This is a genomic window from Pleurocapsa minor HA4230-MV1 (assembly GCA_019359095.1).
Lineage (GTDB): Bacteria > Cyanobacteriota > Cyanobacteriia > Cyanobacteriales > Xenococcaceae > Waterburya > Waterburya minor.
Window position 1 is genome coordinate 1 of sequence record JAHHHZ010000007.1, and the last position, 17,075, is coordinate 17,075.

18 protein-coding genes are annotated in these 17,075 nt (G+C 40.0%); 8 read left to right on the forward strand and 10 right to left on the reverse strand.

Translation table 11 applies throughout. The features are described 5' to 3' along the window. The 7 genes from KME09_01705 to KME09_01735 form a co-directional block, all read left to right on the forward strand. Window positions 1-197: helix-turn-helix transcriptional regulator (locus KME09_01705; protein ID MBW4532630.1), on the forward strand; the 197-nt coding region annotated here is incomplete at its 5' end. A gap of 215 nt (window positions 198-412) precedes the next feature. After that, complete coding sequence (locus tag KME09_01710) at window positions 413-1,177, forward strand: hypothetical protein (GenBank protein ID MBW4532631.1); 765 nt, start codon at window positions 413-415, stop codon at window positions 1,175-1,177. A gap of 104 nt (window positions 1,178-1,281) precedes the next feature. Beyond that, window positions 1,282-1,647 carry a DUF2384 domain-containing protein gene (locus tag KME09_01715; GenBank protein MBW4532632.1) on the forward strand — a complete coding sequence of 122 codons (366 nt, stop codon included), beginning with the start codon at window positions 1,282-1,284 and terminating at the stop codon, window positions 1,645-1,647. After that, window positions 1,647-2,111, forward strand: a complete 465-nt coding sequence (locus KME09_01720) for an RES family NAD+ phosphorylase (protein MBW4532633.1) — start codon at window positions 1,647-1,649, stop codon at window positions 2,109-2,111. The genes KME09_01715 and KME09_01720 overlap by 1 nt, the downstream gene beginning before the upstream one ends. 8 nt (window positions 2,112-2,119) lie before the next feature. Beyond that, window positions 2,120-3,664, forward strand: coding sequence for a hypothetical protein (locus tag KME09_01725; GenBank protein MBW4532634.1), 1,545 nt, complete (start codon window positions 2,120-2,122; stop codon window positions 3,662-3,664). Between the two features lie 12 nt (window positions 3,665-3,676). Further along, window positions 3,677-6,421 (forward strand): filamentous hemagglutinin N-terminal domain-containing protein, encoded by a 2,745-nt coding sequence (locus tag KME09_01730; protein ID MBW4532635.1) that lies wholly within the window; start codon window positions 3,677-3,679, stop codon window positions 6,419-6,421. Window positions 6,422-6,891: 470 nt separating this feature from the next. Further along, a complete protein-coding gene (locus KME09_01735) occupies window positions 6,892-7,131 on the forward strand; it encodes a hypothetical protein (GenBank protein MBW4532636.1) in 240 nt (79 codons plus the stop codon). A 21-nt stretch (window positions 7,132-7,152) separates the two neighbouring features. Here the strand turns inward: KME09_01735 and KME09_01740 are convergent, their stop codons facing one another. The 4 genes from KME09_01740 to KME09_01755 all read right to left on the reverse strand — a co-directional run bounded on the left by KME09_01740 (window position 7,153) and on the right by KME09_01755 (window position 13,344). Next, window positions 7,153-10,548 (reverse strand): DEAD/DEAH box helicase family protein, encoded by a 3,396-nt coding sequence (locus tag KME09_01740; GenBank protein MBW4532637.1) that lies wholly within the window; start codon window positions 10,546-10,548, stop codon window positions 7,153-7,155. A gap of 98 nt (window positions 10,549-10,646) precedes the next feature. Continuing rightward, window positions 10,647-10,871 (reverse strand): hypothetical protein, encoded by a 225-nt coding sequence (locus tag KME09_01745; GenBank protein MBW4532638.1) that lies wholly within the window; start codon window positions 10,869-10,871, stop codon window positions 10,647-10,649. 80 nt (window positions 10,872-10,951) lie between these two features. After that, window positions 10,952-12,127: a restriction endonuclease subunit S gene (locus tag KME09_01750; protein MBW4532639.1), complete on the reverse strand. Its 1,176-nt coding sequence runs from the start codon at window positions 12,125-12,127 to the stop codon at window positions 10,952-10,954. A 104-nt stretch (window positions 12,128-12,231) separates the two neighbouring features. Further along, the gene (locus KME09_01755) at window positions 12,232-13,344 is read right to left on the reverse strand and encodes a transposase (GenBank protein MBW4532640.1); all 1,113 of its coding nucleotides are present in this window, start codon (window positions 13,342-13,344) and stop codon (window positions 12,232-12,234) included. A 29-nt stretch (window positions 13,345-13,373) separates the two neighbouring features. On the opposite strand from KME09_01755, the gene KME09_01760 reads away from it, so the two are divergent. Next, the gene (locus KME09_01760) at window positions 13,374-13,520 is read left to right on the forward strand and encodes a hypothetical protein (protein MBW4532641.1); all 147 of its coding nucleotides are present in this window, start codon (window positions 13,374-13,376) and stop codon (window positions 13,518-13,520) included. Between the two features lie 7 nt (window positions 13,521-13,527). On the opposite strand, the gene KME09_01765 is transcribed toward KME09_01760, so the two are convergent. The 6 genes from KME09_01765 to KME09_01790 all read right to left on the reverse strand — a co-directional run bounded on the left by KME09_01765 (window position 13,528) and on the right by KME09_01790 (window position 16,958). Then, window positions 13,528-13,737 carry a type II toxin-antitoxin system HicB family antitoxin gene (locus KME09_01765; protein ID MBW4532642.1) on the reverse strand — a complete coding sequence of 70 codons (210 nt, stop codon included), beginning with the start codon at window positions 13,735-13,737 and terminating at the stop codon, window positions 13,528-13,530. 2 nt (window positions 13,738-13,739) lie between these two features. Next, a complete protein-coding gene (locus KME09_01770; protein ID MBW4532643.1) occupies window positions 13,740-14,084 on the reverse strand; it encodes a hypothetical protein in 345 nt (114 codons plus the stop codon). Window positions 14,085-14,107: 23 nt separating this feature from the next. Then, a complete protein-coding gene (locus KME09_01775; GenBank protein MBW4532644.1) occupies window positions 14,108-14,452 on the reverse strand; it encodes a hypothetical protein in 345 nt (114 codons plus the stop codon). Continuing rightward, window positions 14,452-15,936, reverse strand: coding sequence for a type I restriction-modification system subunit M (locus KME09_01780; protein ID MBW4532645.1), 1,485 nt, complete (start codon window positions 15,934-15,936; stop codon window positions 14,452-14,454). Before KME09_01780 ends, KME09_01775 begins: the two co-directional genes overlap by 1 nt. Before the next feature lie 99 nt (window positions 15,937-16,035). Beyond that, on the reverse strand, window positions 16,036-16,353 hold the full coding sequence (locus KME09_01785) for a hypothetical protein (GenBank protein ID MBW4532646.1): 318 nt from the start codon (window positions 16,351-16,353) through the stop codon (window positions 16,036-16,038). Then, window positions 16,353-16,958 carry a ParA family protein gene (locus KME09_01790; protein ID MBW4532647.1) on the reverse strand — a complete coding sequence of 202 codons (606 nt, stop codon included), beginning with the start codon at window positions 16,956-16,958 and terminating at the stop codon, window positions 16,353-16,355. Before KME09_01790 ends, KME09_01785 begins: the two co-directional genes overlap by 1 nt. Window positions 16,959-17,075 lie beyond the last annotated feature (117 nt).

The window sequence follows — 17,075 nt, forward strand, 5'->3', positions numbered from 1 at the left end:
TGAAAAAATTAAGACGTAATGCTAATCTGACTCAAGAACAGTTGGCCAGAGAGATCGGTATAGCAGTATCTACTGTCCGCCGTTGGGAAAAGGGGCTGGCCGAACCGACCATGACTTTAGACCAAACCAAAAAGTTTTGCCACGCTGTTAAACGCGATTTTGATGAGTTGCCTAATTCTCTGTTGCCAGAAATCTAGGTATGTTTTTGGTCAAAAACAGCTACATCCAACGTTAACGGTCAAAGTTTCTTTGCCGTAATAACTGATGGTTTTGTCCAGCCTACTCCAGATAACTTTGCCTCTCTAATTATTAAAAATGGTATTGATGTCAGTCTCAAAATCAAGCAATTAATTCAGACTACAAAATCTTGGCTCAAAACTGAAGACAACACTCAGCAAGTAGAAGTTTAACGATGACTAACCCTCGACTTAATCAACGGCAAAAAGCTACTGTAAATCTTTGGCAAGATCGACAGCCAAGCAAAATAGCTAAAATAATCGACCGCACCTGTGGCTATCGAGATGTGTATTTAGCTTGGGAATTTCGTCTCAATCAGCCAAATAATCAAATTGCGACCATTGATTATCAAACTCGCTTGGAACTTACGAAAATAGGCAAAATTCGTGTGGAAGAGACATTACAGATAGATGTCCGCTACAGCGCAGGTACTATTAAGGGCGAGACAGTTCCCTTATTGTTCTATTTACCTCCTGTCCCTCCCCTCAAAATCGATCGCTCTTGCTATCCACGATCGAGAAATAGTCTTCGCGCCCCTCAATTTCGCCCTAAAAATCGGCAGCTATCTCTACCTTTATCGGATACGGAACAAAAGTTGCTAAATATTTCCCTTCGTCATGGCGACCCTACCATCTACAGTCGCGAAGATTTGCTGTCTGGAAGAGAAGGCTGGTACTCGTTGAACCAGCGTCGAACTGTCTTTCTCCCTGCTCCTATCCTCACTTTGCTCAAGGAGTTTGATTGTTCTTTAGAAGAATGCGAAATGGTTGCTATGTATGCTGGGGTCGTCTCTCCTCAAGCCGTTCTAAATTTTGTCGAACAAATTCCTTTCATGCGCTCTTCGCCAAGTTTTCCCGCTTTTGCTCAACCAATATCTGTAAAACCTCCTGCCTCTGTTAAACCCCTCACGAATCTTAGTCAACCACAACGCGCTCAATGATAACTATTATCGATCTTTTGTTGAGATATCAATGGGAGTAATCTCTAACTATCAATTGATAGTAGAATAATGTCAGATGAAAATAGCTGGAGACAGATAAAATCATGACTCAATCATTACCAAAGACCGAACAAATAAACTATGCTTCAATTCAACAGCTAGCTTCTGAGTATCGACTCAATAGATTACAAATGCGCCATATTTTAGGCATTTCCGAAAGTACGCAGTTTCGCTACGAAAAACGCAATCCCCTGCTCAAGCCTAATTTAGTCGATCGCTGGCTCAGGTTTAGCAAAATTGTTCGCCAAGCCCAGGAGTTATTTGAAGACCAAATCGAGACTCAAAGATGGTTATCTACTCCCAAAATAGCCTTAGAGAATAAAACTCCTTTAGAAATACTAGATACAGACTCTGGCTGTAGACAAGTAGAACAGATACTATTGCAAGCTGCTTATGGAGTATTTGCTTAATGTTTGTCTGGCGTATTTGCGCGGCCAAATATCAATCGAGTGCATTTTCAGGTATGGGTGGCTTGTATGTTCCAGGTAGGTGGCACTTCCAAGGACACAGGATTATCTATACGGCTGAAAGTTTGGCTTTGGCTTCACTAGAAATTTTTGTCCATTTAGAAAGCGATCGCGTTCCGTTAGTAGCAATAAAAGCTCATCTACCGACTAACTTAAAAGTTGAAGAAGTCAAACTTCAAGATTTACCCCCAAACTGGCAGGATGTTGCTTCTTATTCTCTGCTCCCAAAAATAGGTCAAGATTGGTTAACGTCTCGTCGAACGTCAATTCTTAAAGTTCCTTCAGCCATCGTGCCAGTAGAAAATAATTATCTTTTAAATCCCGAACATCCTCAATTTAAAGTAGAACTCGAACCACCTATCCAGTTTAAATTTGACCGCAGAATGTGGAAACCTTACCCTGTTTAATTAGATAGATGAAAAAAATAATAGTTAACGCTAGTAAATTAGAAGTTTTTTTAAGTGCGATTGCCATCATTATCTGTAGTGCAATTTTTCTCAAAGCAATCATTGATGTCGACACTAATTATGATGTGGGTTGGTATCACTTACCCTTTGCTGCTAGGATTTGGGGTATTATTCCTAAGTCTTCTTTTTCTTCAGAAAATTTAGTTGAATACAGATACGACGGTTTTCCTCTATTAGCGCATTTTTTTCAGGGTTTATTTTGGAAAATAACAGACAGAGTACAATCAACTAATTTAGTTGGGTATCTGAGTTTAATCATCTACTTTTTCTTTCTCCGCAGTTTTTTCCAAGTTCCTCTTTATCTATCAGCAATTGCTATTTTGGCGATTCCTGCTGTTTTAACCCATGCTGCAACTAGCTTTGTCGATCTTCCAGGTAATATTGGAGTTGCCGTGGTAGTGATGATGCTCTATCGCTTTTACAGCCAAGCAACACTGCCTAGTAAAAGAGAACTATTAGCTGTTTTTTTGGGAGCAATGATAGCTGCCAACACCAAGCCTCAATTAACCGTCTTAATCGGTTTGCTGTGGTGGGCAATTGTAATTAGGCTAGCTTGGTTATATTTTCCCAACTTCCAATCTCGGCAGCGCCCAACTATTTCGATTATTTTAGTGACGGCGATCGCTTCTACTTTTATTTTTGCTACACCAATCAAAAACACAGTTTTATATGGTAATCCTCTATATCCTGTTAAGGTTGAAGTCGCAGGTATAGTCTTGAATCATCGAGCCACACCCGCAACATACAAACAAAGCAATCGACCTCAAAAATGGTTACGTTCCGTCTTAGAAATTAATACCCCTGAATGGACAGCAGATCAGTACAACTACGCTAACGATCCTAAAATTTTAGACCGTGCTGGTGGTTTCTTTGGTGCATATGTAGTGTGCAACATACTATTGCTCGTTCTCTTTACCACGAAACAAAGATTAAATAAATTAATCGAATTAACATCCCAGGACAAAAGTAAAGGGAATGCAACTATGGCTTTGATAATTGTCTTGTTAGCCTCAATTTTTTGTGCCAATTTTCCTCAATCACATGAGTTACGCTATTTCATGTTTTGGATGATTACGCTAGTTTCGTTTAATTTATCCTTGGTATCATCCCTACAAAATCAAACTATACTCAAACCTAAATATTTAGGATTGTCCTGTTTGCTATTTCTGGCAATAGTATGTACAAGAATTAACAGCAGTTACCTTCGACCAAAATTCATATCTCCTCAAACCTACATGAAAGACAAAAATGCTGTCAACTTTGAACTTTTGCATCAAACTTTACCCAATCAGCGTGTCTGTATGATTTCCCGTCACGCTATCCCCGATCTTACCAAAGTACCTTACGCCTCAATTGCCAACGCCATTTTTTACAGTTCTTATTTCCATCCAGAAATTGATTATGACTACAGCATCAAAGCGGCCATAGCTCCGCAAGATTGTGGTAATCTAACTGTAATTCCACACAATGTCGAGCGGTTTCTTCCACAATAATTATTAGTTGTAATGTCTAGATTTGTTCAAAGCTTCTTGATTTTGTGCCTATTTTCTATTTTGTGTCCTGTCAAAACTTTGGCACAAATAACCCCTGATAATACATTAGGCGCTGAAAACTCACAAATTAATTCAATCGACGAATTGCGCGCTCGCATTGAAGGGGGAGCGATTAGAGGCGATGATTTATTTCATAGCTTCAGCGATTTTAACGTAGGCGAAGGAGCAAGTGTAGATTTTGCCAATCCAGCAGGAATAGCAAATATTTTTTCTCGCGTTACAGGAGGAAATGTCTCGGAGATTTTTGGCACATTAGGAGTTGATGGTGCTGCCAACTTATTTTTGATGAATCCTAATGGAATTATTTTTGGCGAGAATTCAGCAATTAATGTGAATGGCTCGTTTTTAGCGACAACTGCCGATGAAATAAATTTCGACAATGGCGATCGCTTTAGTGCCGCAAATCCCAATATACCTACGTTGACAATTAATCTGCCTATAGGATTGGGTATGGGCAGTAATCCTGGAGATATTGAGGTTAATGGTCTACAAAATAATGTGCGAGTTGAAATACCTTCATTTAAAGTAATCTCTGGAAACTATACTTCTGGACTCAAGGTAGACTCAGGTAAAAACATTTCTTTATTTGGCGGAAACATCAATTTTAATGGTGGAGGGTTGCAGACTTTTAACGGTGGAGATATTGAGGTTGTTAGTGCTGGTGAGAATCAAATTATAAAATTGGTACGAGACGAAAACTGGTTTAAATCAAATTTTGTTAATGTATCGCAATTTAGAGACATTAATTTGCAGAATGCTGCCTATATAGACGCTAGCGATGAGACGGCGGGGAACGTTACTTTAGCTGGCAAAAATATTATTCTCGATCGAGGTTCGGTAGTTTTGTCTAATACCAGTCTATCTTCTAATAATTCTATAGATTTGTATGCGACAAATTTATTAGAAGTTAAAGGAAGTTCGGAAAACAACATAATTAACGTATCTTTCAATAAAAACTCTAATACCAACTTTTCTACTTTCCAAGGCAAAAGCAATTTTTACAATGTTAGTTTAATTGGAGCTGATTTAGTAACATCTTCAAGCAATCAAATTAGTACTGGCGGTGAAATAAATATTAGCGCCAAAAAGATGCGAGTTTTAGACGCAGGTGAAATTCGTACCGTTAGCTTTTCTAATTTTAAAGGTACGGCAGGAAACATCAACATTGATGCTGAAGATATTTTGGTTGCAGGAGTTAATAATGACGGATTGATTACTTCAGTTATTAATTCAAGTACAGGTATAAATTCCAATGGCAATAGTGGCAACCTTGATATTTTCACTTCTGTGTTGCGAGTAGAAAACGGTGGAAGGGTTAAAGCAGATACATTTAGCGCTGGAGCAGGAGGAGAGCTTAATTTGAAAGCCAAACAAATTTTTCTTAACGGTAAAGTTAATGGTTCTTCTACTTCAAATCCTATTAGAACCAGAACGGGAATATCTGTTTCTCCTGGGAAAAACCCTGGGAAGGGAGGAAGCGTAAATATCGAAACTCAGGAATTAAACATTGTTAATGCAGATATTACCAGCAGCTCTTTCAATGAAAAAGGCGTTGGTGTTCCAGGCAGTATTAAAATTAATGCCAAACAGTTGAAAATATATGACGGTGGGGCAATCACAGCCGAGACTGCGGCTGGAGATGCAGAAAATATTAAGATTGTAGCGGAAAATATTGAGCTACGTGGAACCAGAGGTAATTTTGCTGATTTTGCAGGAGGAATATCTACTTCTACACGGCTAAACTCATTCGGTAATGGTGGTGATATCAGCATCATTACCAATTCCTTAAAAATATTAGATGGCTCAATTATCAGAGCTATTAGCTTAGGTTCTGGTGATGCTGGCAACATTAACATCAATGCACAAGAAATAGAAATTTCTGGAGTAGATCGTTTTGCTTTAGATCCAGTAGCTTCGGAAAGGGTAAGCAAAATTAATACAGCCTCTCTAAAGACTAATGGGGGCAATTTAACGATTTTGTCAGATTCAATTAATTTAGATAATTTTGGCAAAATACAGGCTACTTCTGTCCAAGGAGATCGGGGAGGAAACATTATTATAGGCGCAGATAACCTGATACTTTCAAATCAATCAAATGTTACGGCTTCTGCTGGAGGAGCAGGAAACGGTGGCAACATTAGTATTGATTCTGATGTTCTAGCTGGCTTAGATAATAGCGATATTACTGCCAATGCAGTTGCGGGGAATGGAGGTAATATCGAGATCGAATCAAGTTATATCATTGGTTTAGACTCTCGTAACCAGTTGAGTCCCTTTAGCGATATTACTGCCTCGTCTGAATTGGGCATTGATGGAACAGTTACGATTAACTCTCCTGAAACCAATACCGAGGAGGATACTGTCATAGCAGCCGAAGACATTAAAGCGATCGCTGGAGAGGAAATACGTGAAGCTAGTTGTTTGAATAGCCATTTTGAGAAAGTTCGAGTAATCGATACAGGCTTTGGATTACCCCCAAGTCCTTATAATTATTCTTATGATGATGGTCTGGCTAATTTAGACAATCTAAACCCAAATCAACAGGTCAAAAAAAGTTCGCGGATAACCCCCGTTGATTGGAAACCAGGCGACCCAATTGTCGAAGCTAATGCGATTAAAACTTTACCTGATGGAAGACAATTTTTTGTAGCTGTAGAATCAACTTCGCCTTTAGATTCACATCTTTGTACTCGTTGAAAAGAACTTTACAGTTGCCTTTAAAAGGCGGAGCCTGCTGTCACTGCCTTGTGCAGTCAAAACTGCCATGATAATTGGACTTGACGAATTTGCGTTTCCACAGTGGTCGAGGACTGGTAAGAAGCAAACTCCAACAATGTTGACTTGTATCATGTTCGAGACAAAAGCTGCCCAAATGTGTAAATATGTTGTTCACTAAATTGATTACGAGATTGCGCCCTGTGGGTTTACCTTCTCGACCTTTCCCTTTTGACCTAACTGAGTATAAACCCAGTTTCTAGGTGCGATGTATTCGTAGATAATTTCTACTTCGTTACACCAACGAATCACACAAAACCATATTAATTTGACTAAAATAATAATTTGGTGAACATTAAACAAGGAAAGTCACAATACAGTATTTAATTGAGATTCCCAACCCCGACCCACTAAAACCATGGATTACGGTAAAAAGCTTCCACAATCGGGAAATGGCAGTTAGTTTTGCCAACAAAGTTTGGGAAGCCGAATCTGGTTATCTGTGTCTAATTTTTCATGAGGATAATGGCTTTGCGGTCAAAGTACCTCGTCTTAGTTACAGTCTGGGGGAACAACAGTTTATTACTGTCAAACAGTTTGAGGAGAAAGTAGAAGCGTTAGAATTTGCCCAACAAAATTATCGAGCAGATCGAAATGGTTATATAATGTCGATCTTCGAGAGTGATGATTGAGCAACTGGGCAGAAGGTCAAATCAAGCAACTCCTCTAAAAGAACTATCGACAGTTTCATTAAACGAGCGCACCAAAGTGACAATTTCATCGGCTCGATTGTCGTTAAATAGCCCATCTAACCCACTGCTATGAAGATCGGTAAAGGGAGATTCATAGAGTAAACCTGGATTCATCACGCCGTTTTGAGTCAGGTAATCGATAATATTCTCGACAAAGCGAATTTGATTGGCATTAAAATTACCACCCTCTAGGTACTTGGCAAAGGCAGTCTTAGCTGCATTGCGATCTAACCCGACTATCTGGCGGATAAACAGCTTTAAGCTCAGATCTCTGCCGTAAACTGATTCAAATCGCTCTTTACTTTCAATTTCCTCGGCTGAAAATAACATTGACTCTAATTCGTCTAAATCTTGCTCTGTTAGAGGTTCGTTGCGTTTTAACTTATAAATAGCGATATGATCTTCATGTTCTCTAATATAAGCCTCTACCTTTTTACGGTATTGATAGGGACTAAAACCCGTCTGCTGAATGGGGACATCAACCTCAGTCACGTCTCCCAACTCATCCTTAAAATCGGTGTAGACGATAGTTTGCTCGGTGCGATCGATAAACTTGACCAAATCACGGAATTTAAGCCTGATAGATTCAATTTCGCTGAGAGTAACATCAGACCACCAGGTTTCAGCCTGTACTTCTTGAATCAGTGGTAGCTGCTTTTTGACCATCGGAATGGTTTGTTTTTCTTCCAGGCGCGAAAGTAAATCTCTAACTTTATCCCGCAGTTCGACAAAATCACTGGCTCCATCGAGTACCGCTAATTGGAGCTTGAGACAAAGAAGATCGAAGCGTTTGGCAACTTCATCTTCTTTTGGTAATCCGTTGGGGAGGGTGGCTAGAGTCTCAGCAATTTGTACCGTATCGGTTTGACTCAGATCGTTCCAGCGATCGCGACTAGAAAACTCTTCTACTCGCTCAAGGTGCTTTCTCACCAGAAAGTTCTGTTTCTCCATCGTAGAAACGTGCTGGTGTAAATCATCTAGTAACGACTGCTTGAGTTTTTGGTTTTCGGTTGAAGTGGTATCTTTTTCTGAGATAGCTTGAGTCAGCTTCAACCTAGCTTTAATGAGCTTAGTTGAAAGACTCTCGGCAATTTTGGGGTCTTTTTCGGCTATTTCCTGGCTGAAATAGTCGAAGTTACTACACAGGTCAAAAATAGAGAATTTTTCCTTATCTTGTCCCACACCAAATAAGTCGGGGCAAAGTCTCGTACCCCGACCGATCATCTGATTGAATTTGACTCTGGAGTAGACTGGTTTAAAAAACACTAAATTAACTACTTCAGGAACATCTACCCCCGTATCGAGCATATCAACCGACACGGCAATGGTCGGCTCTTTACTCGCTTCTGAGAAGTCATCGAGGAGACTTTGAGCGTAGTTGTTGTGACTGTCAATTACCTGGGCAAACTTGCCCTTGTAGTTAGGATAATTGAGGTCAAAACGCTGCACGATAAATTCTGCGTGGTCGTGATTGCGAGCAAAGATAATGGTTTTACCCAACCTGTCACCACCTTCGACTTTTAGACCCTTGGACATGAGCAACTCTAGGGCTTGGTCTACCGTATCTTGATTAAATAACCACCTGTTAATGGCTGCTGCATTTACTTCATCGGGAATTTGCCCCGTTTCTTCATCGGCAAATCTCTCCTCATATTCTGCTTGTTCTTCTGGGGTTAGTTGGTCATAGCGTATACCCTGGCGCAGAAACTTAAAGGGAACGATAATACCTTGAGAGGGAACGAGATAACCATCGGCGATCGCGTCTTCTAGTTCGTAGGCAAAGGTGGGAACACCAGCTTCTAAGTCAAAGATTCTATAAGTATCGCGGTGAACTTCCGAGCGAGGAGTAGCGGTAAGTCCCACCAGCAAGCTATCAAAATATTCAAACAGTGCTTGGTATTTCTGATAAATACCTCGGTGTGCTTCATCTACGATTACCAGATCGAAATAGCCTGGGCTAAAGTCTCCTTTGTTAATGCGATTAAACATCGTGGGGTAGGTAGATAACACCACGTTAGCACTGCCCCAGTTTTTATCTTTGGTTTTTTTATCTTCTAGGAGATTGACGGGGGTAACAAGAGGTAGGTGGGTTTTGAAATTACGGAAGGTTTGATTGACCAGAGAATTACGATCTGCTAGAAAAAGCACTCGTTTGACCCAATTACCCCGCATTAACAGGTCAACCAGAGAAATAGCGGTTCTGGTTTTGCCCGTCCCTGTTGCCATGACCAGCAAAGATTTACGGGCGTTTTGACGGTCGAAACTTTCGGTAATCCGTTTGAGTGCTTCTAGTTGGTATGTCCGTCCTGCTATCTCCCGTTTGGGAATTACCAAATCCAGGTTTTTACGGTTGCTACGGCGAAAAATAATTCGTTCCAGTTCTTCTTTCTGAAGAAAGCCGTGAATTTCTCTTGGGGGATAGGTAACATCATCCCAAATCCAGTGATTGTAACCATTAGAGTAAAAAATAACTGGTCGCTGCCCGAATTTCTGTTCTAAACAGTCGGCATAGAGTTTGGCTTGCTGCTTGCCCTTGGTGGGATTGCTACTGGTTCGTTTGGCTTCGATGAGTCCTAAAGGTTTACCATCATCACCCCAAAGAACGTAATCAACGTACCCCTTACCCGCACTGTTGGGCATTCCTTCAACTTCATACTCCGTCGTATCGGGAGACTCAAGCTTCCAACCAGCTTCTTGGAGGAGGATATCGAGTAAGTAACGGCGGGTGTCGGCTTCGTGGTAATCGTGGGTATCTGCTACCGCCTCATTTTGCTGTTTTAAGGCAGCTATCTCTTGTTTGAGGGCGTTGAGTTCGCTTTCTGTCTGCTGCTGCCTATTTAAAGCAATTTGCTTCATCTCGTCTGCTTGAGACAGCTTGGCTTCTAACTCTGCCAACTGCTCCCTAGACATATCCCTTTGTGCTTCGGGTTGTGGGATATGTTCGCGATTAAAGGAAATGACAGGTAAGTTTTTCCCGTTGGGGGAATAGAAGCGATAGAGCCAGTAGAGAAAGTGAAATAAATCCTCAACGATGCGGAGAGAATCTCTAGAGGTAATCTGGCTGGAACTGTGAGCTGCTAAGTTACCGACCTTCTGAATTGTCCGAATCTTGGGGAATAGTCCAGGTTTGAGATTGTCCTTAAAGGTTTGTTCGTGGATTAACGCGCCGAGATTATCATCGTAGGGAAGTTTCAGGTAGGTATCGTTATTGTAAAGCCAGAGAACCGCCTGTTCTAAGGTAAATCGAGCATAGAAGCAACTGGTACGGGGAGCAGAATATGCCATGCTTTCGGCATGGGTAGCATGGGTATAAAGTTCTGGAAACTGCTCTTTAAGAAAATCAAAATTGGATGCCATATACTTGCTCAATCAACTCTTGTCTTAGAGTTCCCGAAATACAATCAAACAACTTCTTTTTCTTGTGGCAACCAAGTCACTCCTTTACTCTATCCAAACTAAGCTACAAAATCATAAACAGGGGTTTTGATAAAGTGACTTGGTTGCTGTTGCCGAGCGATAATCTCTTGAATGCGTTCTACAGTAGCAGGAGCAAAGAATTGTTCGTCTGTTTCTAGATTAACTCTTGCGGGAACGTTTTCAATCAGGAAAAATTGACCATTAATTTTTAATGAATAAGTTACTTTGGTTTCAATTAGTGTTTCTTGATATTCTGAGTTCATGATTGATTTATTCTTTGAGTAAAGCTTTTATCTTCTCCTGTATTGCTTCAATTAAAGGAGGCATATTTTAAGATAAGTTTTTATAGTTCCCCACGAAAGGCTTTTTGCAGCAACGAGTTGAAAAGATTATCTAAATAACCTAACGATATATCCAGTTTTTGTTTTTCTAAGTTGTAAATATCAAAGACTTCATTGAAATCAATAATTAGATTTTGAGGAGGCAGAATAAATTCAAGATTTCTGACTTGATCTGCATTCAGATGTGGTTGACCTGCTCTCCTTGTAAGAGGTTCGATCATTTGCTTTCCTGAATTATCGTTTATTAGGTAATTGTAAAAAATAGAAAGCGATGGGCTGATGTCGATAATCATATCGTAGCCAGCATACGCATTTTCATACTCTTTTGAAATAAAAGCACTATCGCCAGAGTTTACACCACTTCTGACAATGACAATATCTCCATATTTAAGCTTGCATTTTTCAATTTTTCTCGCCTCTACCGAACTAATAAACCTTAAGTCATTTGTCACAATCGTGCCGTTTTTAATGTTCGTAGCTCTAACAAAGGGAATGCCTTTATCCTCAAAAATAGGCGGGGTGCTAGTTCCATATCTTATACTTTCAAATATTTCCTCAAACTTAACCACTTTCCACCCTTTCGGGTTAGTAACAGGATCGCCAAACATATCGAGGAAGGTCGATCGCAAGAGTTCTTCGGTTAGGGCGATCGCTTCTTTTCGCTTCCGTCGAATAGCATCAGCTTTATCCAGTATCGCAGCTATGCGCTTTTGTTCTTCGAGGGGAGGAAGGGGGATTTGATATGTTTCAAGCAACTCTTTTTTTACGCCATCTTGACCTGCTGTTCTCTCAGAGTTAGAAACAACATAATTAAATAACCTTTCGTTTTTAAGAAAATAATATAAATATTCTCTATCTAAAATGTTTGCGTTTTTAGGCGAAGCTTTCATCAATGCAACATTATAAGCTCCCTCTAATCCTCTTAGGATTTGAAATAAAGGTGGTCCATAACGACCAATCATGATGTCATCTTTACTACAAAATCTACGAGCTTTTTGCTGTGAAATATACGTTATATTTTTATCAGACTTGTAGTCTCGTATTTGCAGTAATCTTACATAACCCTCTTTAGGTTCAAAAATAAATTCACTTTTTGGTGGTTGACTTCCACCAATAAAGTTGCAAACTTCCCCCATCTGAGGATATTTCCAGTTAGTTTTTTGTTCTTTTAATTTCATCCCAACATTTCCTCCTAAGCATAAAGCAACCTCCGTTCATTTTTTACTAACATTTGCTAACAAATTGAAAAATTCTTGCTTCAACTAGGGTCGTCGGCGACTTCCTATCCACAAGCTTGAGTTTGGCGGTGACTCCACCTACTTAGATTTATGCTGGCGTTCCAATCTCGGTCGATAAAAGAACCACAGCCAACACATAGAAACCATCGATTGGATAGCTTTAGCTCTGGGTTATGCCAATTGCAATTACTACAAGTTTTGCTCGAAGGAAACCAGCGATCTGCAATAATTAACTTGCTGCCATACAGTTGACACTTGTATTCTAATTGTCTTCTGAACTCGTAGAATCCCATGTCAGCAATAGCCTTAGCTAACTTGCCATTTTTTAACATTCCCGACACATTTAAATCCTCGATTACTATCTGGCTGTGGTTCTTGGCTAGATAAGTAGTGAGTTTGTGAAGCGTATCTTTGCGGATGTTGGCTATTTTAGCGTGTAGCTTGGCTATTTTTAATTGGGCGCGCTTCCAATTGTTAGAACCAATTTTCTTATTTCGGTTTAACCATTGAAGTCGAGCAAGTCTTTTGAAGTAACAGCGATATGGCATCGGGCTATTGAAAGAAAAGCCCGTACTCAGATAAGCCAGGGTTTTGACTCCTAGATCGACCCCTACAACGTCTACTGATTTAAAAGTCGATTCTGGTTCGACTTCAATCTTGTAAGAAATATACCAACTGTCTGCTTTACGAGTTACAGTTACTGACTTAGGCTTATAACCATAAGGCAAACGTTCGTATGTCTTGACTACACCAATTTTCGGTAGCTGAACCTTGAAATGGTCAACTACTTTAATTGTGCCATCTAAGGTAAAGCTATCGTTGCGTCCTTTCTTTTTAAATCTCGGCGGTTTTGATACTTTCTTGAACGCTCTAGCCCATGCTTCTCTTAGCTGCTTTAAAGCAAATTGGGGCGCACACTTAGATGATTCGTAGTACCAAGGATACTCAGGTTTTACCATTGTCACCAACCATTTATGTAGATCGATAGCAGATGGAAACTTAATTTTTTCCTTTGGATTATCTCGATTGTTATCTAAGATTTGCTTGGTTAAGCGCAACCCCCAATTCCAAGCATGACGAGCCACACCAGCGTGTTTTGCCATTTGTGTTCGCTGCTTGTTATTAAGTTTGAGCTTAGTCTTGAATCCTAGTAACATAGTAATATTGTACAGCAATATTACAGCAGATGAAAAGACTAGATATAAGAATTTCAGATGAAGATAAAGCGGTCTTAGACGCATACTGTAAACAAAAAGAAATTACTCAATCTGATGCTGTTAGAACTTGGATTCGTGGCTTGAAGCGAAAGTTAAAAAAGGTGAGCAATGGTTAGCATTTAACTAACTGTTAACTAGCCCTTTTGGAGTAGGAATATCGCGCCCTAATTCTTGAGCGGTTTCAATCCATTCTTGTATCACCACCTCGGCATTAGTTACCGCTTCGACATAGGTTTGACCATCTGCCATACATCCAGGTAATTCTGGCACTTCCACGATAAAAGCTTGGTCTGACTCGCTCCAATAAATGATCAATTCGTATTTAACTGACATCGCTATACTTTCACTTCTAGATTTGATTCTTTAGCTAATAACTCATCACTTTGTCTAAACTCAGCTAGCAACCGATAAAAAGATTCAAACCCAATTTTTTCATCGTGACAAGAAAGCATGATTAACTTAGCCCAGGAAGTAACTGACTTGACCCCTAGCTTTTTTTGTAACCAAGGTTGAAATTCTTCATAAAACTTATTTTCAGCTTCGCTTAATTCAAGATCCATTTCGCTACGAGCAAATTCATAGCCAACAATAAACATAAATAAATCGCTGACTGAAGGACGACCGATATACATCCCTGGAGATTTTTCTATTTTCTGTAAGACTTCAAATAAATCGATCATAAAAATTTTCCTATTATCGTAAATTACAAAGAAGTTAATTCATCTATAACAAACTTATCGCTGCGAGAGTGAAAATCTTTTGTCCAAGCATCTCTCGATAAACCCTCTGTAGATAAATTGTCAAATACTAGCCCGTAGACCTCTACACCATAATGAGTACCATTTTCGGTAATCGATTCATTGCCTCCATAGCGATCGCTTATAATAAAAACTTCACTGCGTCTTTTGGTTCTCAATCTCAAGATTTTGCCCTCTATTCCATTATCTTGTAACCATTGCATAACCGAAGCAGCACAACGCGCGCATTCTAGAAGAGGGTAATCAGCAACAATTTGACTAACCTTTTGCCAGACTTCTTCTTTCGTCATTACCCCAACATCTTCTCTAGTGCATCGAGGTCAGAACTTATTTCTGCTTCGAGCGATCGCAGTTTACCTAAAATTACCTTGGGCGGTTCGTATTTCACTTCTTCATACTCAATCTCTTTGTAGCGGTTAATTGAAAGATCGTAGCCGTTATCCTTAATCTCTTTCTTAGGAACAAAAAACGCCTTGGATTTACGATTTGTCTTCTGCTTCGGATCGCGGTTGTGCCATTTATCCAGTAAATCGGGAATATCATTTTCTTCAATCGGCTGTCGTTTATCATCCAGGGATAACCCATCGGCTTTCATATCATAGAACCACACATAATCTGTACCGTCTTTTTCTACTCCAACCTTGGTAAAGATAATAACTGCCGTGGAAACTCCTGCATAGGGTTTAAATACCCCCGACGGCATAGAAATCACCCCATCTAGTTTATGATTCTCGATCAGAGTTTTACGGATCGATTTATGTGCATTGGAAGAACCAAACAAAACCCCATCGGGAACAATGACAGCCGAACGTCCCCCAATTTTTAGTAGTCGCAGGAATAGCGGTAAAAATAGTAGTTCGGTTTTAGTAGTAGAGATAACTTTGGTTAAGTCCTTGGCGATCGTCGATTTTTCTACCGAACCCTTAAACGGCGGGTTTGCCAGAATCATGGTGAAGGCTTCTTTTATTTCTGAATAAGCATCTGCCAGGGAATCTCTTGCCTCAATCTTAGGATCTTCAATCCCGTGCAGCATCAGGTTCATACTGCCAATTCGTAGCATCGTTCCGTCGAAATCAAACCCATGAAACATATCACTATTGAAATGCTCGCGGTTGCCTGGGGCATTTAAAACTAAATTGCCGTCGGAGTCTTTCAAGTCTCGTAAATACTCAGCAGCAGCCACTAAAAAACCACCCGTACCACAGGCAGGGTCACAAATAATTTCTCTTGCTCCTGGGTTCATCAAGTCCACGATCATCTTAATAATGTGGCGGGGGGTTCTAAACTGTCCGTTTGTTCCTGCGGTAGTGAGCTTGGAAAGCATATATTCGTAAAGGTCGCCCTTGGTATCGCGATCTTCCATCGGAATCTGCTCGATTTGCGTAACCACATTGGTTAACAGGGCAGGGTTGGCAATCAAAAACACCGCATCTTTCATGTGTCGGGCATAGGCGGTTTCTACTACTGTACCACCAAGGTTTTTAATAAAGGGGAAAGCCTCATCGCGGACGATCTTAAGCATTTCCTCGGCATCGGTGAGGTTCTTAAAATGCGACCAGCGCGATCGCTGTTGCTCTTCTGAGAAAATAGGATTCTCAACTGGCTGCCCTAGTCGCTGGGCTCTCCGTTCCTTGGCTAACTCCAGATCGTCGAGCCTTTTAATGAACAGCAAATAGGATATTTGTTCGATCACAGACAGGGGGTTGCTGATACCGTTATTCCAAAAAGTCGTCCAAAGTTTATCTACCTTGGATTTAATCTCACCTGTGATCATTGAAATAAACTCCTATTGTGTATAAGGGGATATGCCCCGTTGCGCTATTTTAGCCCCTGTCGTTCGCTGAAAGCTAGAAATGCTTAATCACTTAATCACTTAATTGCTTAATTGGTTGTCTAGATAAGTGCTTAAGAGTTCTTGCACTAAATCTGAGAAATCTCTGTCGGGCTTGTCTAGCAATAGTTTCTGAATTTGTAGGTAAGTATCTTTCTTGACATAAGCACCTACTTGTTTATAGGTCGGATCTGTTCTTTTACCAGTAGATTTACTTCTTTTAGGAGTATTGAGAGTATTAGTACTTGCCTCATCAATATCTTTTGTCTCAGCAGGACTAGTGACAGTAGATTCAATTTCTTCTACTTTCTCTACTTTATTCTTTTTAGCTTTAGCTCCTTTTAATACATCATCAAACATTAGAATAATTCCTCTATTTCTCTACCTACATCCTGATAATCTTTCCAAGCAATCTTAGATTTGCTATCGTTGACTTTATCAACTGAAACGCCTAATAGTGCTGCTTTCTTATACGCTTGAAACCTTCTAATTGAACTATCAAACAAAGGTAAGTCAGCTTTTAGTAATGACTTACGGGCTTCATCTCCATCTCGGTTTGGTTTAGGTGGCACTATGCTCAATAGAACTTTATAGCTATCACTGTTTAGCTTTTTTAGCGCCTCTACTGTCAGCATCATTGCCTCTAGACTAAGTACATCAGGTACACAAGGGAGAATTAATAAGTCGCAACCTTCAGCTAGAGTTTTTAAATCTTCCTCATTGGGACGGGCAGCAGTATCGATGATGATGTGGTCTGCATCTCTAGAATATTTAGCCGCGTGTCGTTCATCAGCTACAAGAAATGGTAGCTTGCCTCTTTCAGCCCAATTAGAAACACTACGGTTAGCATCTCCATCGAGTAACAGTACATTATTCTTTCCTTCCTGGGAGAAATAGGAGGCTAGGTGAATGGAGGTAGTACTTTTTCCTACCCCACCTTTAAATGAGGCTACAGTTACGATCATAGTTAATCAGTTAAGTGCTTAAGCGATTAATCGATTAGCCAAATAAGTAGTTATTTAATTAACTGCTTAAGTGATTATCTGACTTGTTATAGCCTCACTAACCATAAAGATCAAGTA